General features: G+C 40.0%; 16 protein-coding genes. 14 read left to right on the top strand and 2 right to left on the bottom strand.

Annotated elements, in window-relative coordinates:
* The first annotated feature begins 7 nt into the window (after nucleotides 1-7).
* The 14 genes from K8P02_RS18080 (at nucleotide 8) to cysK (ending at nucleotide 22,368) form a co-directional block, all read left to right on the top strand.
* The gene (locus tag K8P02_RS18080) at nucleotides 8-3,412 is read left to right on the top strand and encodes a TonB-dependent receptor (protein ID WP_025866828.1); all 3,405 of its coding nucleotides are present in this window, start codon (nucleotides 8-10) and stop codon (nucleotides 3,410-3,412) included.
* Between the two features lie 20 nt (nucleotides 3,413-3,432).
* A complete protein-coding gene (locus K8P02_RS18075; protein WP_025866829.1) occupies nucleotides 3,433-5,160 on the top strand; it encodes a RagB/SusD family nutrient uptake outer membrane protein in 1,728 nt (575 codons plus the stop codon).
* Nucleotides 5,161-5,240: 80 nt separating this feature from the next.
* Complete coding sequence (locus K8P02_RS18070; protein WP_025866830.1) at nucleotides 5,241-6,095, top strand: endonuclease/exonuclease/phosphatase family protein; 855 nt, start codon at nucleotides 5,241-5,243, stop codon at nucleotides 6,093-6,095.
* 5 nt (nucleotides 6,096-6,100) lie between these two features.
* Complete coding sequence (locus K8P02_RS18065) at nucleotides 6,101-6,877, top strand: endonuclease/exonuclease/phosphatase family protein (protein ID WP_025866831.1); 777 nt, start codon at nucleotides 6,101-6,103, stop codon at nucleotides 6,875-6,877.
* 115 nt (nucleotides 6,878-6,992) lie between these two features.
* Nucleotides 6,993-8,525, top strand: a complete 1,533-nt coding sequence (locus K8P02_RS18060; RefSeq protein ID WP_162173706.1) for a T9SS type A sorting domain-containing protein — start codon at nucleotides 6,993-6,995, stop codon at nucleotides 8,523-8,525.
* Between the two features lie 23 nt (nucleotides 8,526-8,548).
* On the top strand, nucleotides 8,549-9,943 hold the full coding sequence (locus tag K8P02_RS18055) for an alkaline phosphatase (protein WP_025866833.1): 1,395 nt from the start codon (nucleotides 8,549-8,551) through the stop codon (nucleotides 9,941-9,943).
* A gap of 72 nt (nucleotides 9,944-10,015) precedes the next feature.
* Nucleotides 10,016-12,178, top strand: coding sequence for an alpha-N-acetylglucosaminidase (locus K8P02_RS18050; protein ID WP_025866834.1), 2,163 nt, complete (start codon nucleotides 10,016-10,018; stop codon nucleotides 12,176-12,178).
* Nucleotides 12,179-12,310: 132 nt separating this feature from the next.
* On the top strand, nucleotides 12,311-13,453 hold the full coding sequence (locus tag K8P02_RS18045) for a glycerate kinase family protein (protein WP_223381618.1): 1,143 nt from the start codon (nucleotides 12,311-12,313) through the stop codon (nucleotides 13,451-13,453).
* 71 nt (nucleotides 13,454-13,524) lie between these two features.
* Entirely contained in the window at nucleotides 13,525-14,772 is a 1,248-nt protein-coding gene (locus K8P02_RS18040) for a GntP family permease (protein ID WP_223381616.1), read from the top strand.
* 36 nt (nucleotides 14,773-14,808) lie between these two features.
* On the top strand, nucleotides 14,809-15,894 hold the full coding sequence (locus tag K8P02_RS18035; protein WP_025866835.1) for an acyltransferase family protein: 1,086 nt from the start codon (nucleotides 14,809-14,811) through the stop codon (nucleotides 15,892-15,894).
* Between the two features lie 5 nt (nucleotides 15,895-15,899).
* Nucleotides 15,900-18,083 carry an alpha-N-acetylglucosaminidase gene (locus K8P02_RS18030; RefSeq protein ID WP_223381614.1) on the top strand — a complete coding sequence of 728 codons (2,184 nt, stop codon included), beginning with the start codon at nucleotides 15,900-15,902 and terminating at the stop codon, nucleotides 18,081-18,083.
* A 92-nt stretch (nucleotides 18,084-18,175) separates the two neighbouring features.
* A complete protein-coding gene (locus K8P02_RS18025) occupies nucleotides 18,176-19,708 on the top strand; it encodes an arylsulfatase (RefSeq protein WP_370789014.1) in 1,533 nt (510 codons plus the stop codon).
* Nucleotides 19,709-20,095: 387 nt separating this feature from the next.
* Nucleotides 20,096-21,292 carry a sugar MFS transporter gene (locus K8P02_RS18020; RefSeq protein WP_025866836.1) on the top strand — a complete coding sequence of 399 codons (1,197 nt, stop codon included), beginning with the start codon at nucleotides 20,096-20,098 and terminating at the stop codon, nucleotides 21,290-21,292.
* 128 nt (nucleotides 21,293-21,420) lie between these two features.
* Complete coding sequence (gene cysK, locus K8P02_RS18015; RefSeq protein WP_025866837.1) at nucleotides 21,421-22,368, top strand: cysteine synthase A; 948 nt, start codon at nucleotides 21,421-21,423, stop codon at nucleotides 22,366-22,368.
* Between the two features lie 57 nt (nucleotides 22,369-22,425).
* Here the strand turns inward: cysK and K8P02_RS18010 are convergent, their stop codons facing one another.
* Together K8P02_RS18010 and K8P02_RS18005 are read right to left on the bottom strand one after the other, a co-directional pair.
* Nucleotides 22,426-24,738, bottom strand: a complete 2,313-nt coding sequence (locus K8P02_RS18010) for an alpha-L-rhamnosidase-related protein (RefSeq protein WP_195349273.1) — start codon at nucleotides 24,736-24,738, stop codon at nucleotides 22,426-22,428.
* A gap of 12 nt (nucleotides 24,739-24,750) precedes the next feature.
* Nucleotides 24,751-26,862, bottom strand: coding sequence for an alpha-galactosidase (locus K8P02_RS18005; protein ID WP_223381612.1), 2,112 nt, complete (start codon nucleotides 26,860-26,862; stop codon nucleotides 24,751-24,753).
* Nucleotides 26,863-26,903: the final 41 nt, after the last annotated feature.

Below are 26,903 nucleotides of genomic sequence, written 5' to 3'. Positions count from 1 at the left end.
TAATTTTATGAATGAAAATCACTTGTTTTCATACATCCGAAAATGGTGTATGGTGTGCGGATTATGTCTTATTTTTCCGCTCATAGCTTACCCTCAGCAACAGAAAATTTCTGTGAATATTCGTAATTTGTCTCTCAAACAGGCTATGGAACAGATCAGTAAGCAGGCTGAAATGAATGTAGCTTATAGCAAAGAGTTTGTTGATACCAATAAGAAGGTTTCTTTGAAAGTTCAAAATGTGAAATTAGAGGATGCCCTTTCTTCTTTATTGAAAGGAATGAATATTGGTTTCCGTTTTTTGGATAATAGTATTCTGTTGTATAATAAAAATGAACAAAAAAAGGAAGATACTTCTTCTGATAAAAAGAAAGAAGTATCAGTAAATGGACAAGTCGTTGATAAAATGACAGGAGAGCCGATTGTAGGTGCTACAATATCAGTTGTAGGTACTTCTACGGGTACAATTACTGATATTGACGGAAATTATTCGTTGAAAGTAGATGAAGGAAGTACGTTACTTTTCTCTTTTATAGGTTACACAGAGGTAAAACAAGTTGTTCGCCAACCAGGAAAGCTGGATGTGACTTTAGTGGAAAGTGCAATTCAATTGAATGATGTAGTTGTGGTTGGTTATGGAGTGCAGAAGAAAGTAAATCTGACAGGTGCTGTATCTATGGTGAAAGGAGATGTTTTAGAAAACAGGCCAATCTCAAATGTAAGTACAGGTTTACAAGGACTTTTGCCTGGTGTTACAATTACTTCTTCATCTGGTCAACCGGGAGCTGTTCCTGATATTAAGATACGTGGTGTGAATACTATTAACAGTAGTACTTCTCCTCTTATATTAATAGATGGTGTGGCTGGTGGTGATATGAATCTTCTGAATCCAGGTGATATTGAGAGTGTTTCAGTACTTAAAGATGCTGCTTCTGCTTCTATTTATGGTGCACGTGCAGCAAATGGCGTTATCTTGATTACAACAAAGAAAGGTAAGCAGAAAGAAAAAGCGACATTGACTTATTCTGGCTATATCGGTTTACAAACTCCGACGGCACTTCCTGAATTGGTTAATGGTAGGCAGTATATGGAGTTGTCTAATGAGGCGATGGCTGCAGCGGGATTTTCAAAACCTTATAATGATGAAGCATTTTCAAAATATGATTCAGGAAATTATCCTAATGAATATTCGAATACGGATTGGATTGGTGAAATATTCAAAAAGAGTAGTTTGCAAACAAGCCATTCTTTAAGTGTTAGAGGTGGTAGTGAGAAAAGTGGTTATTTTATGTCTTACGGATATTTAAACCAAGATGGTCTAGTGGTAGGAGATGCTTTTGATTCCAAAAGACATAATGCTCGAATTAGCGTAAATACAGAGGTCTTTGATAGATTAAAATTGAATGGCACTGTTAGTTTTGTTGATTATTATCGCCGTGCTTCGGGTTTTTCAGGTGCATCCGGTGTATTTAGGTTAGCCCAACGAAATTCTCCTTTATTACCTGTTAAGTGGCAACAGCAAGATGAAAACGGAAATTGGGTCGATTCAGAGAATTGGTCAAATGGTTCTGTAAAAAATCCTCTTTCTATAGCTTATGATGGTGGTACAGAACAAAGGAAGTCACGAACACTAAATACGATTATAGGTGCTGATTTAAAAATTATAGAAGGTTTAAATTTAGGTGGGCAATATGCAGCTAATTACTATTTTAGAGAGACGGATGAGTATAATCCGGTTTTACCAGAGTATTATGCAGACGGAACACCTGATCCTCAAAATAAAAATTTGCGTAATTATGTATATCAGGCACATCAGGATGCTCTGACTCAAAGCTTCCAATTAACATTGAATTATAATAAGAGTATCAAATTACATGAATTTGGTGCATTATTAGGTTTTTCTCAGGAATGGTATGATTTTAGTGATTTAGATGGTAGTAGAAAAAATATTCTTTTAGATGATATTTATGTATTAGATGCTGGAACTGAAGATATCACGAATGGCGGTGGTAAAGATTCTTGGGCATTACGTTCTTATTTTGGGCGTATTAATTATGCTTATAATGAGAAATATTTGTTTGAAGCTAATATGCGTATTGATGGTACTTCTCGATTTGCAAAGAATAATCGTTGGGGATATTTCCCTTCATTTTCTGTTGGATGGAACTTTTCTCGTGAGAATTTTATGAGATTTGCTGATTCTGTTCTGAAATCAGGAAAACTTAGAGCTTCTTGGGGTGAACTTGGTAATCAAAATGTTGGTAGTGATTATTACCCTTATCTGACTCCAATTGAAAGAATTGAAAAGAGTTATCCTATTGGAGGCATTAATAATATTGGTTTTGCTCAAAAAAAATTGGGAAATATGAATATTAAGTGGGAAACTATCCGGATGTTGAATATCGGTATTGATTTGAGCTTCTTTGAAAACCGTCTAACTACATCATTTGATTGGTTTAAGAAAGAGAATATTAATGCTCTGGTAAAACCTATTTATCCTACTATCGTTGGTGTAACGGGAACAGCTAATTTACCATTTGAGAATATGGGTAAAATTGAAAATAAAGGTTGGGAATGGGATATTTCTTGGCGTGATAGAATCGGAGAAGTGAAATATAGTATGTCATTTAACATATCTGATGCAAAGAATAAAATTGTTGACTTAGGAAAGAGCGAGCCGACTTTAGCGGATAAAATAAGAAGAGTGGGTGATCCTATCAATGCTTTTTATGGATATTTGACTGATGGGTTGGCACAAATATCTGATTTTGGTGGACAAAATGCAGATGGAAGATATATTAATCCTAATTTTGCTATACCTAAGGCTTCGGAAAGTATAGTACAACCAGGTGATATTAAGTACAGAGATATTAGTGGTCCGAATGGTAGTCCGGATGGAGTAATTGACAATTATGATAAGGTGGTATTTGGGGATCCCTATCCTCATTATACGTATTCTTTCAAGGGTGCTGTGGAATGGAAAGGTTGGGATTTTAGTTTTTATCTACAAGGTGTAGGTAAAGTGAATGGTTATCTGAAAGATGAGGCTCGTCATTGTTTTATTAATGATTATTCTGTACCTAAAGTAGAACATTTGGATAGATGGACACCTAATAATCCGAATGCAGCTTATCCAAGACTGTATCAAGCTCAGACTCATAATTTATTATTTAGTGACTATTGGCTGGAAGATGCTTCATATTTACGGTTGAAAAATGTTCAATTGGGATATACTTTTCCAAAAAAATGGATTAATAGTTTGGGACTTTCCAATTTAAGGGTATACGCTTCTGCCGATAATTTGTTGACATTTACTAAATATTTTGGAGCTTATGACCCGGAAGTACGTGAAACGTCTGGTGATTCTTATCCGCAGGTGAAAACCTATGTGTTTGGTTTATCTGTTTCATTTTAATAATGATAATAAATACTGATATGAAAACTATAAAATATATTTTAGTATTGCTTTTGTTTTGGGTTAATACTTCATGTGCCGACTTTTTAGACAGATATCCACAAGATTCTGTTACTAATGAAACTTATTGGAAAACAGAAGAACAGCTACGGGCAGCTCTATACCCCTGTTATGAAGCTTTTGAATATGAATTAATGATAAAATGGGCTGAGTCCACTGCGGAAACTGTAATGTGGGGAGATAAAAATAGTGGATTGAGTAAAGTTTCCGGAGGGAAACATGCTTATACGGATGGTTTTCCATTTACTTCCTATTGGAGGTATTCTTATGGTCATATTTATACATGTAATAATTTCTTGGATAATTATGATAAAGCAGAGATTGAACAGGATGTAAAGGATGTATATGCAGCTGAAGTAAAAGTGATAAGAGCGTGGCTCTATTTTATGTTAACTACTTTTTATGGTGATGTACCTTGGGTTGATCATGTGATAACAGCCGATGAAGCCTATGTACCTCGTACGTCGAGAAATCAAATTATTGATTATTTGATGAATGATTTGGAATGGGCCGCATCCAAATTACCTGAGGAAAGACAATTGGGAACTAATGTTGGGCGTATTGACCGATGGGGGGCATTGGCTATGCAAGCACGTATAGCATTGCAAAATGAACGATATGATATTGCTGCGAAAGCTGCGAAGGAGGTTATAGATAAAGGACCTTATGGGTTATATGATTATGAAAAGATATACCAGTTAGAAGGTGATGTAGAAGTTAACCCAGATAATAATGAATCAATTATTTATAGTGTTTACATCAAGGATGTGCGTATGAATAATATGCCTAATGAAACTTGTTGCCCTACGGATTTTATCCGTTTTAATCCTTCAAAAACATTAGTGGATGCTTATTTATGTACAGATGGAATGCCTGCTAAAGCGGGGTTGGAGTATTATAAACAGACGAATATTAAAACTTCTCCTCTTTATAAATATCCGGAAGAACACTATGTTGATTATTTTCAGAATAGAGATCCTCGTATGAAAATGACCTTGTATGCCCCCGGAGATGAATGGCCGGGTGGTGATGACGGAGATGCAGAATATCGTAAGCCCAATCCGATATTTAATCTGCCTCGTTTTTCCTCTCTTCAACCTGGAAGAAACGGAGCTAACGGGATTACTGGATTTTATTTTAAAAAATACAATGTAAAATCAATTGCGGGTAATTATAATATATCTCACAATAATTTGAATGTAATTCGCTTTCCTGAGGTTTTGTTGATTTATGCGGAGGCCCTTTATAAAACGAAAGGTACTTTATCTCAAGATGATCTCGACTATACAGTCAATAAATTAAGAGACCGTGTGGGGATGCATAGAATGAATCTGGATGAATTGACTGAATGGAATCTTGATCTTTGGACAGAATTGAAAAGAGAACGTCGAGTAGAATTGTCTTTTGATGGAATGAGATACGCTGATGTGATGCGTTGGAAAGAAGGTGAACTTAGATTTGGACGTGCTATAACAGGGCCGAGTCTTAAAGTCTGTATGAATGATTTGGGTGCTAATCCTTATCCTGATACTGGCGTTGATGAGTTTGGAGATGTGATATATGAGAAATCAAAGGTTGAAGGTGGAGCTCGTTATTTTGATCCGGCTATGCATTATCTATGGCCGGTCCCTTACGAAGAGAGAGTGAAAAATCCACTTCTAGGACAAAATCCTGGATGGCCTGAATAAATGAATCAGAATGTCATAGATTTCGTATAACCGGAATCTATGACTTACGATACTTCTACTAAAAACTAAAAAAAATAATTATGAAAAAAATTTTATTGATATTTCTTTGTTTGAGTTTTTCATTTTTGGGTTGTAGCCAGAATGATGAACCTGGAACTGATTCTGGATGGGATACAGGTGGTAGTGTAGAAAGTAAATTGACAGTGATGAGTTATAATATCAGGCATTGTGCCCCTTATTATGGTACGTCAGAAGCAACGGTAGCAAATGTTAATAATGTAGCTGAAGTTATCAAAAGGATTAAACCAGATGTGATTTTGTTACAAGAAGTCGATCAGTGTACTAAGCGAAGTCTCGGAATAGATCAAGCTAAAGAACTGGCGAAGTTAGCTGGTTACCCGTACTACTATTTCTTTAAACAGAAAGATCTTGAAACAGGTGGTGCGTACGGAGCCGCTATTCTTTCTTCATTTTATATGAGTGAAATAGTGAATCATGAGCTACCAAAAGTAATTGACGGGTTGACAATTACAGGTAGCAATGTTTTGGGTACTGCCAAGATAAAATTTAATGAGGCTACTATTTATCTGGCGGTGACGCATCTATCTGTTACTCAAGCGGAGAAAGACAGGCAATTTCCGATTATATTGAAAGAATTATCCTTAAAGGGAGAGGCGCCGGTTATTGTTGCAGGCGATTTTAATTCAAAACCGGATAATTCGATTATCAAAAAGCTTGATGAAGCAGGATTTATTAGAACGAACACTGATCCGATGAAGTTTACGATACCTTCTAATGCACCTAACCGGGAGTTGGATTACATTGCTTACAAACCTGAAAAACAATTTAGTGTGATTTCTCATACTGTGTTTACAGGTATAAATGCTTCTGATCATTTACCTATTGTATCTGTATTAAACGTATTAAAACCCTAACAAAGATGAGAATATTAAGAAATTGCTTATTGATTTTGTATTTGCTATTGGTTGGAAATACATATGCTCAGGATACTTTGAGAGTGAAAGTTATGACTTATAATCTAAGATTTGGTGAGTTGGCAGAGTTGAAAGATCTGGCTGCACATATAAAGTCTTTTAATCCTGATTTTGTAGCACTTCAGGAAGTTGACTCTAAAACCAATCGTGATCGTACACCTCATCAGAGAGGAAAGGATTTTATATCGGAATTAGCTTATTATACTGGCATGTTCGGTTTATATGGCAAAACAATTGAATATAAAGGAGGGTATTATGGTATTGGAATTCTCTCAAAATACCCTTATATCAAGATTCAGAAAACGCTTTTACCTCAACTTGGAAAAGATTATGAACAACGTGTTTTGTTAGAGGGGCTTTTTGAAATGAACGGCGATACCATTGTTTTTGCTTCTACCCATTTGGATGCTAAGCTTACAAAAACGAGGGAATTACAAGCTGAATTTATTAATAATCATTTTAGAAAAGTGGATTATCCTACTATACTTGGAGGAGATTTTAATTCTGATGTTTCCTCTAAAGTGATTAAAGAGTTAAAACAGGAATGGTTCTGTGATGCTGATATGACTCCTACTGTACCGGCATGGAAACCTTATCGAAAGATAGATTTCCTGTTTGCCAAACCGCAGAAAGGTTGGAAAGTAATTCGTACCCAAACAATCCAATCCGTGTTGTCAGATCATTTGCCTATTATCACGGAATTGGAATATATAAGGCCTTAAAAAGGAAAGCTCTTGAAATAACTTGAGTCTGATAAGTGAGGAATATGAAATGATAAATTAACATCGGACTTACATTACCATACCGTTTATGTTAAACATTTAAATGTATTTTATTATGAAAAAAATTACAGGTTTATTTTTTGTATTTGCATTTTTTACAAGTGTATTATGTGCAAAATCTATTGAAGTAACTACATCTGAAATGGATGTAACAATTGCCGGTTCATTGCCGTATGTGATTGAAAATGCTGAATCGGGCAGTATTATTGAATTTAATTTTGATGGTGAAGAGCTTGATTATGGCGAAGGGACTGGGATTATTATCAAGGGTAAAAATCTGACAATAAATGGTATAAACAAAAAAAACGGGAAACGTGTGTTTATTAAAGGGGTACAATCCCTGTTTACGGTCAGTGAATCGTCAGAACTTTCTTTGAATGACCTGATAATTGATGGTTTCAAAAGTATTGCCATCAGATTGAGTGGTAGTTCTGTTTTGAATGTTGACAACTGTCAGTTCTCAAATAATTATGAAGCAGTTCCAGGTGCAATTAATAACGGTGGAGTGATACGTGTCAGTAGTGCAAAAGCCGTGTTGAAGAACTCTTTGTTCATCAAGAATAGATGTGGAGGTTCCTATGGTGGTGGAGCGGTCTGTGCTTATGCAGCATCGGAATTGCGCGTTGAGAATTGTTCTTTTGTAGAAAATGAAGGTGCTGCAGGTGGTGCTATTGGAATAAACGCGACAGCTAAAAATGTTTCTCCTATTGTTTACATTGCTAACTCAACTTTTGCTAATAACATTGCTGATGGTCGTGGTGGGGCTATCTATATGCAGACAGGAACTACGGTAGATATTTTTTCTCCAGTAATTGTCAATTGTACGTTTGTAGGAAATCTGGGGAATAATGGTGGAGCTCTTTGTGTATGGTCGCGAGCTACAACTTCTATGAAACCGACTTTCGTTAATAATTTATTTGCTGAGAATTATAGTAGCACGTGGTTGGAGGATGAGACTCAATATGATATTTTAGCTTTTTATATGGGTGGTGAGTTAGATGGAAACAATCAGCCAATACCGCAAACGGTTTTTCCGACTTGTATGAATAACTTGTATGTTTTTGCTTCTAAAGATTTTTTCAAGGACTCTTCTAATAAGCAAATAGATTTTAACAATAATACTATTTTTAAAGCCATAGAAAAGAATCCATGGGATGAAGGTGATATGTCATTTAATCATCAAACGAGTGTGCTGGAAAGTGATAGGATGGTTGCTATGATTGCCGAGAATAGTATTGCTTTAGGTGCAGGAGTTGCTGCTGTAAGTGGTATTGAAATTCCGACTACAGATCAATTGGGTAAAGTACGCCCTGCTACACCTTCTGTGGGTGCGGTAGAATATTCTGTACCTAGTGGCATTGGAAATACTACTGCAGATGAATGTGAAATTAAAGTTTATAACGTAGGTCATAACATATATGTGAGTGGTATTCAAGAAACGGCTATTGTAAAGATATATGACTTAACAGGAAAACTGGTTTTTGAAAATGTGGTAAAAAACGACGTGGCAACAACGGTAAATATAAGTACAGGTATGTATATTGCCAAGGTAGATAATGAGACTGTGAAATTCGTTGTTTCTGAATAAAACAGGAGAACTGATAGATGAAAATAAGACGCCTGATTAGTTTGTTATGTTTCCTGTGGATTGTAATAACGGTCCAAGGGCAGGTCAAATATGTATTTTATTTTATAGGTGACGGGATGGGGGTAAATCAGGTAAACGGAACGGAAATGTATCGGGCAGCTTTAAAAGGCTGCGTAGGTACCGACCCTTTATTATTTACTCAATTTCCCGGTGGAGGTGTGGTGAGTACTTATTCGGTAACTCATCCTGTCACGGATTCGGCTGCTGGTGGAACAGCGTTGGCCACGGGAAAGAAAACATATAATGGAGCCATTGGTGTGGATATGAATAAACAAGCATTGGTGAGCGTGGCCGAATGTGCTAAAATGAAAGGTAAAAAAGTCGGGATTGCCACTAGTGTTAGTATAGACCATGCTACTCCGGCAGCTTTTTATGCTCATCAACCCGATAGAAAGATGTTTTATGAAATAGCTTGTGATTTGCCCAAAGCTGGTTTTGATTTTTATGCCGGTTCTGGTTTCCTGAGTCCTAATAAAACATCTGACGTTAAAGATGGTTCTAACATCTATCAAGTAATAGAAAAGGCGGGTTATACCGTGGCTCGGGGAATCGAAGATTTTAGAAAGCAGGTAGATAAAGCCGATAAAATGATTTTGATACAGCAAGAGGGCAAACCGGATTTGAGTTTGTCTTATGCTATCGATCAGCATGATGATGATTTGACTTTACCCGAGATAACCCAAAGTGCTATACAATTTTTGATGAAGGAAAATAATAAAGAAGGATTTTTCCTGATGGTTGAAGGTGGAAAAATAGATTGGGCCTGCCATAGTAATGATGCTGCTACTGTCTTTTGGGAAGTGGAAGATTTTGATCGTTCTATTGCTGTGGCTTATGATTTCTATAAGAAGCATCCTCAGGAAACGTTGATTGTTATTACGGCTGATCATGAAACGGGTGGCATTGTATTGGGTACAAAAAAGTACAATCTTAATTTACAGGCGTTGCAATATCAGAAATGCTCGATAGAGATGCTTTCAAATAAAATCTCTGAGCTTAGAAAAATGCGGAAGAATGAAGTTAGCTGGGATGACATTAAGGCTTTATTAAGTATGGAGATGGGATTCTGGAGTAAACTTTCTATTGATAAAGAGCAAGAAAAGTTGTTGTATACCGTATTTGAAACTTCTTTTGTGAAAAATAAAGTGAAGTTTGAAGAAAGATTGTATTCAAAAATCGAACCATTGGCTGTATGTGCCAGAAAAGTGATGAATCAAATTGCTGTTTTAGGCTGGGCAGGTGGTACGCATTCTGCTGGATATGTTCCTGTTTTTGCTATAGGAGCAGGTTCGGAACAGTTTTGTGGTAAATTGGATAACGTTGATATTCCTAAGAAAATACGGGCATTGATACAATAATGAGTATGAACCAATTTCCGGGTCTGCTTTGGATTTCGGTTATTGGTTCTTTTTTAATTTTGATTTTATATTATGAGATATTCTATATTGAAGTATTTGTTTATTTTTTGTTTGTCTATTGCTTTATATGCCTGTAACATGGAATCAAATGATATATTGGTTCCTGCTAAACAACTTATAGAGCGTCAGATTGGAATCCGGGCTAATGAAATTACTTGTCAGGTTATAGAACCGGTTAACGGAAAAGAAACCTTTGAGATAGAGGCTCGGGATGGGGTACTGGTTTTGAAAGGAAGCAGTACTGTAGCTATTTGTTATGCGTTTCATACCTACCTGAAGGAGGCTTGCCATGCTATGAAGACCTGGAGTGGAGAACATATAGAGCTACCTGAAATATGGCCTGATTATATCGCTAAAAAGCAAACGACTCCTTATTCGTACAGATACTTTCTGAATGTTTGTACTTATGGTTATACTACTCCCTATTGGAATTGGGATCGTTGGGAAAAAGAAATAGATTGGATGGCACTTAGAGGTGTAAATATGCCTCTGGCTACTGTGGCGAGTGAAGCGATTGCCGAAAGAGTATGGTTACGTATGGGACTTACAAAAGAAGAAATTCGGGCGTTTTTTACAGCACCAGCTCATTTGCCATGGCATCGTATGGGCAACCTGAATACATGGGATGGGCCTTTGTCCGATAAATGGCAAGAAAGTCAGATTGAGATGCAACATCTTATCATTAATCGTATGCGTGAGCTGGGGATGCAGCCGATAGCTCCGGCATTTGCGGGATTTGTACCAATGGCTTTTGCAGAGAAACACCCTGCTGTAAAATTCAAACATTTGAAATGGGGAGGATTTGATGATAAATATAATGCTTATGTACTTCCTCCGGATTCTCCGTTCTTTGAAGAGATTGGGAAAATGTTTATTGAGGAATGGGAGAAAGAATTTGGTAGAAATACTTATTATCTTTCAGACAGTTTTAATGAAATGGAACTTCCGATAGAAAAAGAGGATATAGAAGGAAAACATAAACTTTTGGCTCAATATGGTGAATCTATTTATCGTTCTATCACGGCTGGTAATCCGGATGCAGTATGGGTTACGCAAGGATGGACTTTTGGATACCAGCATTCTTTCTGGGACAAAGAGAGTTTACAGGCTCTGTTGAGCCGGGTACCGGATGATAAGATGATTATTGTAGATTTAGGCAATGATTACCCCAAATGGGTTTGGAACACAGAACAGACTTGGAAAGTACACGATGGTTTCTACGGTAAGAAATGGATATTTAGCTATGTTCCCAATTTTGGTGGCAAAACTCCTATGACTGGTGATTTGCAGATGTATGCTTCTTCTTCTTCTGAAGCGTTACATTCTAAATCTTGTGGAAATCTTATAGGATTTGGTTCTGCTCCGGAGGGGCTTGAAAATAATGAAGTAGTTTATGAGCTATTGGCCGATATGGGGTGGACGGACCAAAGTATAGATCTTGATAAATGGTTAAAGTCATATTGTGAAGCTCGCTATGGGAAATATCCGGATGCAATGAAAGAGGCTTGGGTATTATTTAGAAAAAGTGCTTATAGTTCACTTTACTCTTATCCTCGTTTTACCTGGCAGACAGTGACTCCGGATCAGAGACGAATTAGCAAGATAGATACCAGTGATGATTTTTTACGTGCTGTTGAATTGTTTCTCACTTGTGCAGACAGTTTGCAAAACTCGGAACTTTATGTGAATGATGCCATAGAGTATGCTGCATATTATGTGGCTGCCAAAGCAGACAAACTTTATGTGAAAGCTCTTGAAGAAAATACGATTGGTGATAAGCTTGCGGCACAATACACATTGAGACAGGTTGTTGACTTGCTGTTAGATGTGGATAAGCTTCTTGCTTCACATCCTCTTTATCGTCTTGAAGAGTGGGTAGAATTAGCAAGAAATAGCGGTACCACTTCCGAAGAAAAGGATAAGTATGAATCAAATGCAAAACGCCTTATTACTACTTGGGGAGGGTTTCAAGAGGATTATGCTGCTCGTTTTTGGAGTGGATTAATAAAAGACTACTATATACCACGTTTAAAACTTTACTTTTCCAAACAGTGGGAAGATTTGGATCGTTGGGAAGAAACGTGGATAAATACCCCATGGCACAACACAACAAAACCATTTGAAAATCCTGTTAATATTGCCGTTGAACTTGTGAATAAAGCAAAGGTATTTTGATTTAGTTTTCAGGTAAGCAGAGTATTCCCCCCTTCTCTTGTAAATATTGCAAGAGAAGTACTCTGTCTTTTTATTTGATACGAGTAATAAAGTCTTATCTTTGATAAGTTTTTAATTTGCAATTTATGCTGTATGAGAAAGATTATTCTTGCTTTTGATTCATTTAAAGGATCTGTAGGTTCACTTGATATTGCCCGATATGCTGCGCAAGCTATTTTGAAAGAGTATCCTCATTGTGAATTGATCCATTTCCCGATTGCAGATGGTGGAGAAGGAACTACTGAAGCAATTTGTACTCAATTGGATGTAAATAGGGTTTCTTGTATTGCCCATGATCCGCTGATGAATCCGATAGAAGTTTCGTATGGAATAACCAAAGATGGGAAAACAGCAGTCTTTGAGATGGCTTCTGCCAGTGGGCTTCCTCTGATTCCTATTGCTTTGAGAAACCCAATGCATACTTCTTCTTTCGGGACAGGAGAAATTATTTTGGATGCATTGAATCGTGGATGCCGTCATTTTATTATGGGTATAGGTGGTAGTGCAACAAATGATGCCGGTATAGGTATGATGCACGCTTTGGGGGTTCGTTTTCTGGACAAAGAAAAGAAAGAACTCGAACCGAAAGGGAGTAATCTTATCCATATTGCACTTATTGATACTGCTACTTTACATCCTGCTTTAAAAGAGTCTGTTTTTACAATAGCATGTGATGTAAATAATCCATTCTATGGGCCACAAGGGGCTGCCTTTGTTTTTGCTCCACAAAAGGGAGCAAACCCGGATGAAGTTAAAGCATTGGATGAGGGGTTACAACACTATGCTATGGTTCTTAAAGAACAGAAAGGGATGGACATTACTTTAATAGCCGGTGCTGGTGCGGCTGGTGGTATGGGTGGGGGAATACTTCCTTTTCTGAATGCAACATTGAAGTCGGGTATTGATACAATTTTGGATATTCTTCATTTCAGGGAGTATGCTCAGTCTGCAGACCTTATTTTTACGGGTGAAGGAAAACTGGATGCACAAACTGGTATGGGGAAGGCATTAGGTGGTATTTTGAAAATAGCTGTTGAAGAAAATATCCCCGTCATAGCCTTAGGAGGATGTGTAGAGGCTGTAGAGCAGTTGAATGAAATGGGATTTACGGCTGTATTGTCTGTTCAGCCGGCTCCTGTCTCTTTAGATCAGGCTATGCGACAGGAATTTGCTCTTAAGAATATCGAAAGAACCGTGACTCAACTTATACGTATTATTAAATGCTTTAAGTCGTAAAGTGTAAATCAGCTTAAGTGTCGTGGTTAATAAAAGTCACGATTATGAAGCATAAACTATGAATCTTTTCTATGACAGCAATTGGCGCTTTAATCGGATTGTTAGTATCCGTTCTTTTAATCATAAAAAAAATATCTCCGGCTTATAGTTTAATAGCCGGAGCGATTGTTGGCGGGTTGTTAGGCGGATTACCATTGACAGAGACAGTAAAGGTGATGACAGATGGCGTCAAAGACGTTACACCAGCCATCATCCGTATTCTTACAGCAGGGGTATTGTCCGGTGTGCTTATTAAAACAGGAGCAGCGACTACCATCTCTAATGCTATTATAAATACATTAGGAGAGAAACGGGTATTTGCAGCATTAGCTTTGGCAACTATGTTGCTAAGTGCTGTTGGGGTTTTTATTGATGTGGCTGTTATTACAGTAGCCCCTATTGCACTGTCTATCGGAAAACGTTTGGGTTTGTCACCATCCGTACTATTGATAGCCATGATTGGTGGAGGAAAATGCGGTAATATAGTTTCCCCGAATCCGAATACAATTATTGCAGCTGAAAACTTTAAAGCAGATTTATCATCGGTCATGTTTTACAATATTCTTCCGGCAATTATCGGGTTGGTGTTTACGGTTTTTGTTATTATCCGCCTTATCCCCCGAAAACTTACTATTGTCGCTCCAGGACAGGAAGAAATCACAGATGATAAACAATTGCCTTCTCTTACCAGCAGCCTGATAGCACCTTTCGTCACTATCATCTTACTTGCCCTGCGGCCTTTGGCTGGTATTACCATTGATCCTCTAATAGCTCTGCCCATCGGCGGAATTTGTGGTATCCTTTGCATGAAACAATGGAAAAATATTCTGCCTAGTATGGAATACGGTCTCCAAAAAATGTCTACTGTAGCTGTACTTTTAATCGGTACAGGAACAATTGCAGGCGTTATCAAAAACTCTACTCTAAAAGACTGGATTCTGCAACTACTGGAACAAGCCCACTTCAATGAAATAATGATAGCTCCCGTATCTGGCGCATTAATGTCAGCCGCCACGGCCTCTACTACTGCCGGAGCTACTCTCGCTTCCGCCTCTTTTGCAGAAGCAATTCTTGCTGTCGGTATTTCCGCTGCATGGGGAGCTGCCATGATCAACTCCAGTGCCACAGTACTGGATCATTTACCTCATGGCTCTTTTTTTCATGCTACCGGTGGAGTTTGTGAATTGACTTTTAAGCAACGTCTGAAACTCATTCCTTATGAAACCCTTATAGGAGTAGTATTGGCAGCCTCTACTACCCTCTTATGTCTCGTTTGGTGATCATCTAATACATTATAACTCATAAATTATAAACTCATGCCTGCCAATAATCGTCTTCTCTCTCTCGATGTCCTGCGAGGATTCACAGTTGCCGGAATGATACTTGTCAATAATGCAGGTGCATGCGGATACGGCTATGCCCCTCTGCGTCATGCCAAATGGGATGGTTTCACTCCTGCCGACCTTGTGTTTCCTATGTTTATGTTCCTGATGGGAATATCCACCTACATATCTTTGCGCAAATATGATTTCCAATGGCGACTTGCTATCGGAAAGATAATGAAACGTGCTTTTCTCCTGATCCTGATAGGTATTGCCATGAAATGGATTATAAATTCAAGTGAAACCGGTATCTGGACTGATTGGGAGCATATGCGGCTTTTAGGAGTGATGCAACGGCTGGGTATCTGCTACGGAGCAACAGCTATCATGGCGTTGTTTATTCCTCATAAACGTTTTTTTTCGGTAGCTCTTCTTCTTTTAGCGGGATATTTTATTCTTCAGTTGATAGGAAACGGATTCGAGAAAAGTCCTGATAATATTATAGCCATAGTCGATTCTACCGTTTTGGGAACAAATCACATGTATCTGCAAGGGCGCCAGTTTGTAGAACCGGAAGGAATTTTAAGTACGATTCCTGCCATCGCCCAGGTAATGATTGGTTTCGTATGTGGACGAATGGTTATCAATCAGAAGGATAACAAAGAACGAATGCAAAAACTCTTTTTTCTCGGTACCTTAATGCTATTTGCCGGATTCTTATTTAGTTATGCCTGTCCGCTCAACAAGCGTCTATGGTCTCCGAGTTTTGTATTGCTTACTTGCGGAATAGCAGCTTTAGCATTAGCTGTATTGATCGAAATAATCGATGTTCGACAAAAGAAAAGCTGGTGCACTTTCTTCAATGTTTTCGGAGTAAATCCACTGGTTCTTTATGTATTTGCCGAAATTTTCGGTGATCTGTTGCGAATATGGAAAGTTAACACATCCTTGTTCGATACCTGCCTGCAACCCCTATTCGGCAACTATTTCGGTTCATTCATGTATGCGGTCCTTTTCCTATTACTTAACTGGCTTATCGGATACATTCTATTTAAAAAACAAATTTACATAAAACTATAATTGAAATGATGAAAAGAAACATTTATCTGGTTATCGTAACATTGTTCCTCTCACTATCAGCGGGGGCAAAGGAGAAAGACGTAGCCGCTATGCAGTCAATGGTGAAACGTCTCATCCCGGCATATGCCGAGAACTTTCAGTTTAAGAAAATAAGACCCGTTGACGGAAAAGACTGTTTCCGGTTGGATACTTCCGACTCTGGAAAAATAGTGATTGGCGGTAATAACGCTAACTCAATGGCAATGGGGCTGAATTATTATCTAAAGTATTATTGTCTTACCACAATCTCATGGTATGCCGATATTCCTGTTGAAATGCCTGATACTCTTCCGGTGTTGGAGAAAACTTTTAGTGCGGAAGCAAAAGTAGACAGACGCTTTTTTTTGAACTACTGTACTTATGGTTACACTATGCCTTATTGGCAATGGAAAGATTGGGAGCGTTTTATTGACTGGATGGCTTTGAACGGGGTCAATATGCCTCTGGCCATTACAGGTCAGGAAGCCGTATGGTATAAAGTATGGAAGAAATTAGGTTTGACGGATCAGGAAATCCGTTCCTATTTTACGGGACCTACGTATCTACCCTGGCATCGTATGGCAAATATTGATGGATGGAACGGTCCGTTACCTATGGAGTGGTTGGATAATCAGGTGGAACTACAGAAAAAGATACTTGCGCGGGAACGCGAATTGAATATGAAACCGGTATTGCCTGCTTTTGCCGGTCATGTACCTGCAGCTTTGAAACGAATTTATCCGGAGGCTAATATTCAGCATCTTGGTAAGTGGGCAGGTTTTGCTGATACGTATCGTTGTTATTTTCTGAATCCCGAAGAACCGCTGTTTGCTACCATTCAAAAACATTTTCTTCAGGAGCAGACTCGTTTGTTCGGAACTGATCATATTTATGGCGTAGATCCTTTTAACGAGGTAGATCCACCAAGTTGGGAACCCGAATATCTCAGTCAGGTATCTTCGGATATGTATCGGACATTGACAGCAGCAGATCCGAAAGCGGAATGGATGCAGATGACCTGGATGTTTTATCATGACCGCAAGGATTGGACGGCTCCGCGTATCAAGGCTTTACTAACCGGAGTGCCGCAGGATAAGATGTTTTTACTGGATTATCATTGTGAGAATGTAGAACTTTGGAAAAACACTGAACACTTTCATGGACAACCTTATATTTGGTGCTATTTAGGTAATTTTGGGGGAAATACGACTCTTACCGGTAATGTAAAGGAGAGTGGTGACCGTCTTGACAATGCGTTGATAAATGGTGGAAGTAACCTTCGGGGTATCGGTTCTACGCTCGAAGGCTTGGATGTTATGCAGTTTCCCTATGAGTATATCTTTGAGAAGGCGTGGGATTTGAATCTTGACAACGAGGCGTGGTTACAAAATCTTGCCGACCGTCATGCCGGGACTGTTTCCCAGCCTGTTCGTGAAGCGTGGGATATTCTGTTCAACCAGATATACGTACAGGTTCCCAAAACATTAGGCGTATTACCTAACTATCGTCCGGTGATGAACAAACCTAATAGACGTACGGTTATTGATTATTCCAATGCTACTTTATTACAAGCCTGGGAAAAACTGTTACAGGCTACGGACTGTAACAGAGACGCTCTGCGGCTGGATATCATTACTGTAGGTCGTCAATTACTGGGTAATTATTTTCTTATAGTGAAAGATGATTTTGACCGTATGTATACAGTTAAAGATCTTCCGGGGTTGAAAGCCAGAGCTGCGGAAATGAAAGAGATCCTTAATGATTTGGATCGTTTGAATGCTTTTCATAGCCGTTGTGCCTTGGATAAATGGTTGGCTGATGCCCGTGCATTGGGTACGACTCCCGAAGTGAAAGATTATTATGAGAAGAATGCCCGTAATCTGATTACGACTTGGGGAGGTAGTCTGAATGATTATGCCAGTCGTACATGGGCGGGGCTCATTAAAGATTACTATTCGAAACGCTGGGATATGTATATGGATGCGGTAATCTCTGCAGTAGAAGGTAACCGGGAGTTTGATCAGAAAAAATTGGATGAATCAATAAAAAATTTCGAAGATGCCTGGGTAGATTCTACAGACCCTATTCTGGTAGCACCTCAGGGTGAGTTGATGCAATACGCTCGTTTCTTATTACAGAAATACGGACGGCGGATCCCGGAGAATTTGTAATATACAATAGATTAAACGTATGAAAAATGCTTTTTATACGTTTAATTAAGAAAATGTGTATCAGATAATACTATAAATCAACTTTCATAAAAATGAAAATAATTCCGATATTAAATGGTATGTTGGTTTTGACTTCCGGAATCGGTTTTTCGATTCAGCAGGTTAGAGCACAACAAAAACCTCATATTATCTTGATTATGGCCGATCAGCATCGTGGCGATGCTTTGGGATGTACGGGGAATCCGGTAGTTATTTCACCTAATATTGATAAACTGTCTGAAGAGGGGACATTATTCTGTAATGGCTATTCGTCTACTCCAAGTAGCACACCGGCCCGTGCAGGATTACTGACCGGTATGTCTCCTTGGCGGCATGGCATGTTGGGGTATGGCCGGGTAGCCATGCAATACAGATACGAGATGCCTGCTATGCTAAGAGAGCAGAATTATTATACATTTGGTATTGGAAAGATGCATTGGTCTCCACAAAAATCTTTGCATGGTTTTCATGGAACTTTGTTAGATGAAAGCGGGCGTGCTGAGACGAAATATTTTATCAGCGATTATCGACTATGGTTACAGATACAAATGCCGGGAGTAAATCCTGATTTGACAGGTATTGGTTGGAATGAACACAGGGCAGGTACTTATAAACTGCCTGAGGAGTTACATCCTACCGCCTGGACAGGAAAGATGGCTTGCGAATTGATACAGAATTATAATAATGAAAGCCCGTTGTTTCTGAAAGTTTCCTTTGCACGTCCTCATAGTCCGTATGACCCTCCCCAACGTCTTTTGGATGAGTATGAAGAGAAAGAAATTCCGGCTCCTTATATTGGTGACTGGTGTGGTAAATACGCTACTCAGCTTGATCCGGTAAAAGCTGATAAGGATGCTCCGTTTGCCAATTTTGGAACTGAATATGCTAAAAATTCCCGAAAATACTATTATGCCAATGTTACATTTATTGATGAGGAAATAGGAAAAATAATACAAGCACTGAAAGATAAGGGAATGTATGATAATGCTTTGATTTGCTATGTTTCCGACCATGGGGATATGTTGGGCGATCATTATCATTGGCGGAAGACTTATCCTTATGAGGGTTCCACACATGTTCCATATATTGTAAAATGGCCTGAATCGTTTGGTATTAAAGAGGGAATAAAAGTAGATGAACCGGTGGAATTACGAGATCTTTTGCCTACCTTCTTAGATGCTTCCGGAGCACAAATTCCTGAGGAGATGGATGGACTCTCACTGTTAGCTTTAGTAGACGAAAGCAGAAAGCATACATGGAGACAATATATTGATCTGGAGCATGCAACTTGTTATGCGAAGGAAAATTACTGGTGTGCTTTGACCGATGGCAAAATTAAATATGTGTGGAATTTCTATACAGGAGAAGAAGAACTTTTTGATTTATCAAAGGATCCGGGAGAATTGCGAAATCTTGTGTCGGAGAAACATTATCGGAAAAGGCTGGCTGATTTACGTGAGGCAATGGTGAAGCATTTGAGTGAACGGGGAGAAGGATTCGTGAAAGAAGGGAAGTTGGTTGTTCGTAAAGAAAGATTGCTCTACAGCCCGAACTATCCAAAGTCAGAGGAAGTTGAAACCAATTAGAAACTGGTGGGAGTAGATCGATTCTCTTTCTTTTATCTGGTTTTATAAATATAGTATAATAAGATACTCTTTTGCTGGATAAAGTATATACATACTTATGATGTTGTATACTATATCTTTGTATTCATAACTCTTGTTTCATGAATATAAGACATCCGGATGTTGTGTATAAAAACACCCGGATGTTTTGATTTATAACATGGGGATGTTTTTGATAAGAACATCCGGATGTTTTGCATACTCAATTCACTTGGTAACTCTTCTTTGAAAGCTATAGTCTGTCTGCTTCAAAGGCTATTATTAACTAACCCAAGTACCTTAATCTTGCGGTAGGGCATCCTATCCTTATTTTTTATTTATCTTTGCATGTCTATTTAGATTGAAATTATGCAAAAGCAAAGATATGCATTGGTAAAGAGGGAATATCGTGTTCCCTTCATTCTGGTTACTTCTTTATTCTTCTTATGGGGATTTGCCCATGCCATTCTTGATGTGCTGAACAAACATTTTCAGGATGTACTGGTCATCAGCCGTACCCATTCTGCATGGGTGCAGGTTATGTTCTATTTGGGATATTTTGTTATGGCTATTCCTGCCGGATTATTTATCAATAAGTACGGTTATCGTCGTGGAGTAGTATTAGGGTTACTACTTTATGGACTGGGATCTTTGCTTTTTATTCCCGGAGAGTACTGGATGTCGTTCAATTTCTTTCTGTTCTCATTGTTTGTCATAGCCTGTGGACTGGTGTTTTTGGAAACTGCTGCCAATCCTTATATGACGGAGTTGGGGGATAAAGAGACTGCTGCCAGCCGCTTGAACTTGGCTCAGTCATTCAATGGATTGGGATGTATTTGTGGACCATTGATAGGTGGATTATTGCTTTTCTCTGAAGAAGGGGAGGTTGCAATTTCTTTGCCTTATACGTTAATGGGGATTGTAGTGTTGGCAGTTGCTATGGTTTTTTCAAAGATCAGACTGCCGGAGATTGTTCATGAAGAAGAGGGTGACAGAGAAGGGAAAACGAAAAGCCTGTGGTCGCACAAACTTTTCATTTTTGGTATTGCTGCCCTGTTTTGTTATGAGATAGCGGAGATTTCTATTAATAGCTTCTTTATAAACTACGTGGTTGACGATGGCTGGATGAATGCCCGTGATGCTTCTATAGTACTTTCTTTTGGAGGTTTAGGATTATTCATGTGTGGACGTTTTGCCGGTAGCTGGATTATGCAACGTATCCGTGCAGAGAAAGTGCTGTTATTTTGTGCTGTGTGTACGGTGATTACCTCGTTGCTGATTGTACTGAATGTGGGGATTGTGTCTCTCGTAGCACTTTTTTTAGGATATGCATTTGAGGCTATCATGTTCCCCACTATTTTTGCTCTTTCTTTACGGGGGCTGGGTAAGCATACCAAGCGTGCTTCTTCTTATCTGATGATGTCACCTGTTGGCGGGGCGGTAGGGCCATTGATGATGGGGTATGTGGCAGATCAGACTACCATGTCTCTTTCCTTTATCGTACCTTTGCTTTCCTTTATAGTAGTGATGCTGTACGCCTGGAAGGTGAGTGCGGCAAAGTTGTAACGGGCATTTAGGATATTTATCCCTCATTCATAGTACGAATTTACCACAAGTGTGGTATTTCCGGCGAACCAAAACTCCTCTATCTTTGTCGTATAATAAAAAAACAGATAATTAATACATTAACAGATATGGGAAAGATAGCAAAAAGACTGACCGACCTCGTAGGCAACACCCCGTTGTTGGAGCTGAGTAATTATAATGCAAGTAAAGGACTAAAAGCTCGTGTGGTGGTAAAGTTGGAGTATTTTAATCCGGTAGGCAGTGTGAAAGACCGTATCGCTTTGGCGATGGTGGAAGATGCTGAATCAAAAGGAATCTTGAAATCGGGTACTACGATTATTGAACCGACGAGTGGAAATACAGGGGTAGGACTGGCTTTTGTTTCTGCTTCTAAGGGATATAAGTTGATTTTGACGATGCCGGATACGATGAGCGTAGAGCGGAGGAACTTACTGAAGGCTTTGGGGGCCGAACTGGTACTGACTCCCGGTGCAGACGGAATGAAAGGAGCTATTGCCAAAGCAGAAGAGTTGAAAGTAAATACTCCCGGTGCAGTGATCCTACAGCAATTTGAGAATCCTGCTAATCCTGCTGTCCATGTGCGGACTACCGGACAGGAGATATGGCATGATACAGACGGACGTGTAGAAATATTTGTGGCAGGTGTTGGTACAGGTGGTACAATAAGCGGTGTGGGGAGAGCATTAAAGGATTACAATCCTCAAATAAAGGTAGTAGCTGTAGAGCCTGCTGATTCTCCGGTTCTGTCCGGTGGTAAGCCCGGACCTCATAAGATACAGGGCATCGGAGCCGGATTTATTCCTAGGATCTATGATGCTTCGGTAGTGGATGAGATTGTGCAGGTGCAGAATGATGATGCCATCCGTACCAGCCGTGAGTTGGCAACGAAAGAAGGCTTACTGGTTGGAATCTCTTCAGGAGCTGCCGTATATGCGGCTACAAAGCTGGCAGAACTTCCGGAAAATAAGGGTAAGACAATAGTAGCGCTGCTGCCCGATACGGGAGAGCGCTACCTGTCCACTATCTTGTATGCTTTTGAGGAATATCCTTTATAAGTCAAGAGTCTGTTTTAAATTAAAACAAGCTCTGAAAGCTGAAAGTTATTATATGGTTTACTGTGACATAGTAACTTTCCATACACCAGAAGATACCTTTATTGCTATCTGATTGGTTGATGAATATTCCGGTCTGCAATATTTGTTGGACCGGAATTTTCCGTTTTTATACACACTGCGACCGTTTACTTCGATTCTCTTAATTTCCGGTTTGATGGGAAGCAGCGCTTGCGTATTCTCTGGTACGGTGAGATGCATCTGTATCCGGCCGTCTGTTCTCTCTAATGAGATTGATATCCTACCGTTGACAGTCAGCAGGCTGGTTTCTGCATGAATAAGATTGCCCATTTGGGGAAATACGCTGAACTCTTTGAATCCGGGCTTTACAGGAGAGACGCCACATACATACTGGGATAATAGTGTCAACCCTCCTCCGCTCCAGGCATGGTTATATGTTCCGCCTCCGAACCCCTGAGGTCCGAGTCCCCATCCCTCAAACAGGGTCGTGAGAGTGGGATGATTGACCATAGACTCAAACCGTTTCTTCATTCGTGCGAGTGCCTCTTCGGGCTGGTTCATTACAAATAGTGCTTCCAAGACGTATTTTTCCATATAAGGACTTGCATACTCGTACTTTCGGAACAGATTGCGAATGGCTTCATATTTCGATTCATCTGCCAAACCTGATATTACCGTCAATGCCTGCAAGCGGTCGTCCGGATGGGGAATGGTGCTATTGGCTTTGTAGGCCGCTCCGTTCCAGTAAGCCTGGTTAAAAGCATCTTTGAGCAGACGCATCTCTTCTTTTAGGTTGGTGGCATCTTCTTTTTTATCAAGTACTTCTGCCATTTGTGCTGTACCTTCCAGAGCGAGATAATACCAGGCGTTGAACAGCCCTTCGATATCGATATTCGTTCCCCAGTCTCCCCATGTCCAGTCTCCGCTACGGAACTTTATAGTACCGTCCGGATTATATTGCCATACGTGCAGATACCGTTTTACGGCATCATACAAATCTTCTACGGGAATCCTGTCTCCGGTATTCAGATAATAGTTCCAGAAACCATAACGCCCTATGCTTGCCAACATTTGTCCGGGGAGTTCCGTATGATAATTGGAAGAAGGTATGGGAGAAAAGATAATGCCATTATCCTGCTGCCAGCCCATTAGTTCGTACATCCCTTTTTTCATCAGTAGATGTGATTTGGGACAAAGTGCATAGAAGGATTCTCCCGATTCAATGACTTCGTCTCCCCACCATTGTGCGCGTTCGCGGTCGGGGCAATCCATGTAGGTGTCGCGCATGGTGACTAATAATGTACGCTGTGCCTTTTGCCAAAGTCGGTTGAAGAAGTCGTCGTTACAATTGAAAGTTCCTGCAAATGAGGTATCATAGCTTGTTTCGCGATATTCTGTTTTAAGCACCTCCACGCCTTTAGGTATCAGATAATACACCGAATGTCCGTTTATCCACCCCAGGCTTTCATAAGACTGTTGCCCGCCTTTGGTGATATATTCGCCCCGTAGATTGTATACTCCGCCGCCTTTGTAATCATCCGTATACATGGTTATGACTTTCCCTTCGGGGGCTTCCAGCTCGATGCAAGGGGTGAGTTGCATGTTGTAGGGCAGCCGGCAGATTAGGGTATCGACCTCATTCCCTCGGTGCCATTGGCTGTCCGGATATTCTTTTTTTCCGTAATCTTTCCATAAGGGAATAATTCTTGGGTGGAGTTTATTCCAGGGTGCCGAACCCTCGGTTCCCACCTCTATGGCAGGGGCCCACGGATAGGTGAGATTACCGGTAGGTTGGATAATCCAGTCTTCCGGGAATATACGGGCGTCATAGCCGATATTGGATTCCGATAGTCTGAAGTTGGGCTGTGCTCCTGCCGGTGTATAGTATCCCGGATGCAGGGTAGATAACCATTGCTTGTCTGTGTTTAGGTTGAGGCTGCCGGACAGGCTTTTGACGTACAGCCCCGCTTTGCCGCTGGGTTGGTAGGAGAATCCCTCCTTTCCGAAGTACCACAGCAGAATGGCAATGGAATTATTTCCTTCTTTCAGGAATGAGGATATATCTACTTCGTCATAGTATGTATCCGAAGGATTGGGTCCTCTTTTGACGGAGCCTTCAAAAACAGCGAGACGGCCATTGATCCACATCCAGTATTTACTGTCGGCTGCAATCTTTAAATGGATATCTTCTTGCGGAAGGGAATCTATAAGCATATCCTTACGAAAACAAATCCAGGTATTGGATGCGCTTTGATTTTCGAAGGCTGTAATCCAGTGTGCCTGTTCGTTACTCGCATATGTAAGGACAGTCAGCATTAATCCGGTTATTGCTGCTAAACTTTTTTTTATCATAATCCGAAAGTGTTATTTGGTTTTCTTTAAATGGAAAATCTTACTGTCGTATTCTTTATCGAGCCATACCTCCATTCCCTGGTCTATAAGGAATCCGCCGGTTATTGTTTTTTTAGCCTGTTCTTTCAGGTCTGCCGTGTTGATCTCACAGATTTCGTAAGAGGCCTCCGGAGATAGTCCTTGAAGGGTTAATCTGGGAAATGAGGGGTTGAAGCGGTGTTTTAATTGATAAACAAAGAGTACCGCTTCTTCCTTGTCGGGGGTGACGTACATCAGTGAAGATATATTTTTCTGTGCATAGGGTGAAATCAGCCTGTACAGATCGCCAAACTGAACAACCGGGCGAATCTGCTTATAAGTGGATATGGCCTGTGCGGCAAATTTATATTCATCCGGTGTGAAATCTTTGGGCTGCATCTCCATACCGAGGCGTCCAGACATAGCTACGTCGAACCGGAACTTCAGGGGGATAAGTTTATTGGTCTGATGATTGCGTGCAGCAGATACGTGTGACCCCATGGCTATGGCAGGATAGAATTGCGATACTCCCCATTGCATGTATATCCTCTCTATGGCATCTGTATCGTCACTGGTCCAGAATTCATCGAAATAAGGAAGAATGCCATAACTGATTCTTCCTCCGCCACTGGCACAAGCCTGCATAAGTAAGTCCGGATATTTGGCGCGTATTCTCTGAAGAACTTTCCGAAGTCCTCTGTGATATTCTATGTATAGGTGTGATTGTTTGTTGGCCGGAAGGTAATTGGAGCCGTAGTTGGCAAGGCTCATATTAGCATCCCATTTAATGTAAGCAATCTCCGGATACTGTGTCATTAACTTGTCTACTACTCCGAAAATGAAGTCCTGTACTTTGGGATTGGACAGATCCAGTACAAGCTGATTGCCGCCCCGTCCTTTCTTTAAAGGCCGATTGGGTTGTGAAATAACCCAGTCCGGATGTTGTTCATAGAGTTCGCTGATAGTATTGGTCATTTCAGGTTCTATCCATATACCAAACCTGATAGAGGCGCATTTACAGGAATCAATAAGTGCCTGGAGCCCGTCGGGTAGTTTGCCGGGACTGACTTCCCAGTCTCCCAGTGAAGAACGGTCGGAGTCTCTGGAGTATTTCTTGCCAAACCATCCATCGTCCAGTACGAACATCTCTCCGCCTAAACCGGAAAAGTCGTTTATCATTCTACAAACGTCTTTCATGTTTACGTTGAAATACAGTCCTTCCCAACTGTTAAGAAGTATATCACGCTTTTGTTCTCCATGGGCCAATGCATATTTCCGTGCCCAACGGTGGAATGTCCGGCTGATTTCTCCTTTGGATAGTTTATATTCGGACTGGAAATTGTCGATACCGGCAATCAGGTGCAGGCGGTGCGAATTATCGAGTGTGCAGTTTATTTTGTAATTACCACTCCATGCCAGTATTCCGGCATATACATCACCTGTGTTCTCTTCCAGACCATCACGGCCCAGCATTACCGAGGGATGATCTGTCAGTGCATTACGTACTCCGTCTCTGTTTACGAGTATTTTGCTGCCATGAGTCAATATTTCTTCTTCCATCTGGTGCTCCGAGGCCCATGAACCATGCAGGTGTTGCATGGTATATTGTCCCGGAGGCAAGGGCATGTAGGCAGAGGCAAACTGCCGTAGTTCTACGAAACCTTTTCCCGAATATTGATAACCAGCCCAACTTTCAATGATATCTTCATCGTGGTATATTCTGTAGTGCAGCGTTACTTCCAAAGGATATACCGTATCTTTCAGGTAGAATTTCCATTCATCGGAATGATTACCTTTGATGTTTTCTGCTTTCTGAAAGCGCAGATCTAATGACAGGTTTCCGTCCGGATACATAACTGCCATTGCAGGTTCCAGGGTACAGTCCAGTCCGAACTGTGGATAGGCTTCGCGGTAAAGCATACCGTTGCCGGAGTTCCAGATGTCGGAGGGATCAAGTACTCTTCTTCCGAAGTAATGCAGGTAGAGCTGTCCGTCCTTTTCTCCCGTCAATAAGAGGGAAGTGCGGGGAGTACTCAGGAGAAACTCTTCGGCATAAACAGAGGATGTAAATAACAGTAATGTTAAAATGATAAATAGATTCTTCATTGATATAATAATGTGTTTTGGTTACGAATATATTTTACCAC

This window comes from Bacteroides nordii (assembly GCF_019930665.1).
GTDB classification, from domain to species: Bacteria; Bacteroidota; Bacteroidia; order Bacteroidales; family Bacteroidaceae; genus Bacteroides; species Bacteroides nordii.
The sequence above is the reverse complement of the archived record's forward strand: the minus strand, read 5'-3'. Positions and strand labels throughout refer to the sequence as shown.

Bases quoted from the DNA above. Each gene is read 5' to 3' on its own strand.
- K8P02_RS18080 (WP_025866828.1), top strand. From the start codon at position 8: ATGAATGAAAATCACTTGTTTTCATACATCCGAAAATGGTGTATGGTG.
- K8P02_RS18075 (WP_025866829.1), top strand. From the start codon at position 3,433: ATGAAAACTATAAAATATATTTTAGTATTGCTTTTGTTTTGGGTTAAT.
- K8P02_RS18070 (WP_025866830.1), top strand. From the start codon at position 5,241: ATGAAAAAAATTTTATTGATATTTCTTTGTTTGAGTTTTTCATTTTTG.
- K8P02_RS18065 (WP_025866831.1), top strand. From the start codon at position 6,101: ATGAGAATATTAAGAAATTGCTTATTGATTTTGTATTTGCTATTGGTT.
- K8P02_RS18060 (WP_162173706.1), top strand. From the start codon at position 6,993: ATGAAAAAAATTACAGGTTTATTTTTTGTATTTGCATTTTTTACAAGT.
- K8P02_RS18050 (WP_025866834.1), top strand. From the start codon at position 10,016: ATGAGATATTCTATATTGAAGTATTTGTTTATTTTTTGTTTGTCTATT.
- K8P02_RS18045 (WP_223381618.1), top strand. From the start codon at position 12,311: ATGAGAAAGATTATTCTTGCTTTTGATTCATTTAAAGGATCTGTAGGT.
- K8P02_RS18040 (WP_223381616.1), top strand. From the start codon at position 13,525: ATGACAGCAATTGGCGCTTTAATCGGATTGTTAGTATCCGTTCTTTTA.
- K8P02_RS18035 (WP_025866835.1), top strand. From the start codon at position 14,809: ATGCCTGCCAATAATCGTCTTCTCTCTCTCGATGTCCTGCGAGGATTC.
- K8P02_RS18030 (WP_223381614.1), top strand. From the start codon at position 15,900: ATGATGAAAAGAAACATTTATCTGGTTATCGTAACATTGTTCCTCTCA.
- K8P02_RS18025 (WP_370789014.1), top strand. From the start codon at position 18,176: ATGAAAATAATTCCGATATTAAATGGTATGTTGGTTTTGACTTCCGGA.
- K8P02_RS18020 (WP_025866836.1), top strand. From the start codon at position 20,096: ATGCAAAAGCAAAGATATGCATTGGTAAAGAGGGAATATCGTGTTCCC.
- cysK (WP_025866837.1), top strand. From the start codon at position 21,421: ATGGGAAAGATAGCAAAAAGACTGACCGACCTCGTAGGCAACACCCCG.
- K8P02_RS18010 (WP_195349273.1), bottom strand. From the start codon at position 24,738: ATGATAAAAAAAAGTTTAGCAGCAATAACCGGATTAATGCTGACTGTC.
- K8P02_RS18005 (WP_223381612.1), bottom strand. From the start codon at position 26,862: ATGAAGAATCTATTTATCATTTTAACATTACTGTTATTTACATCCTCT.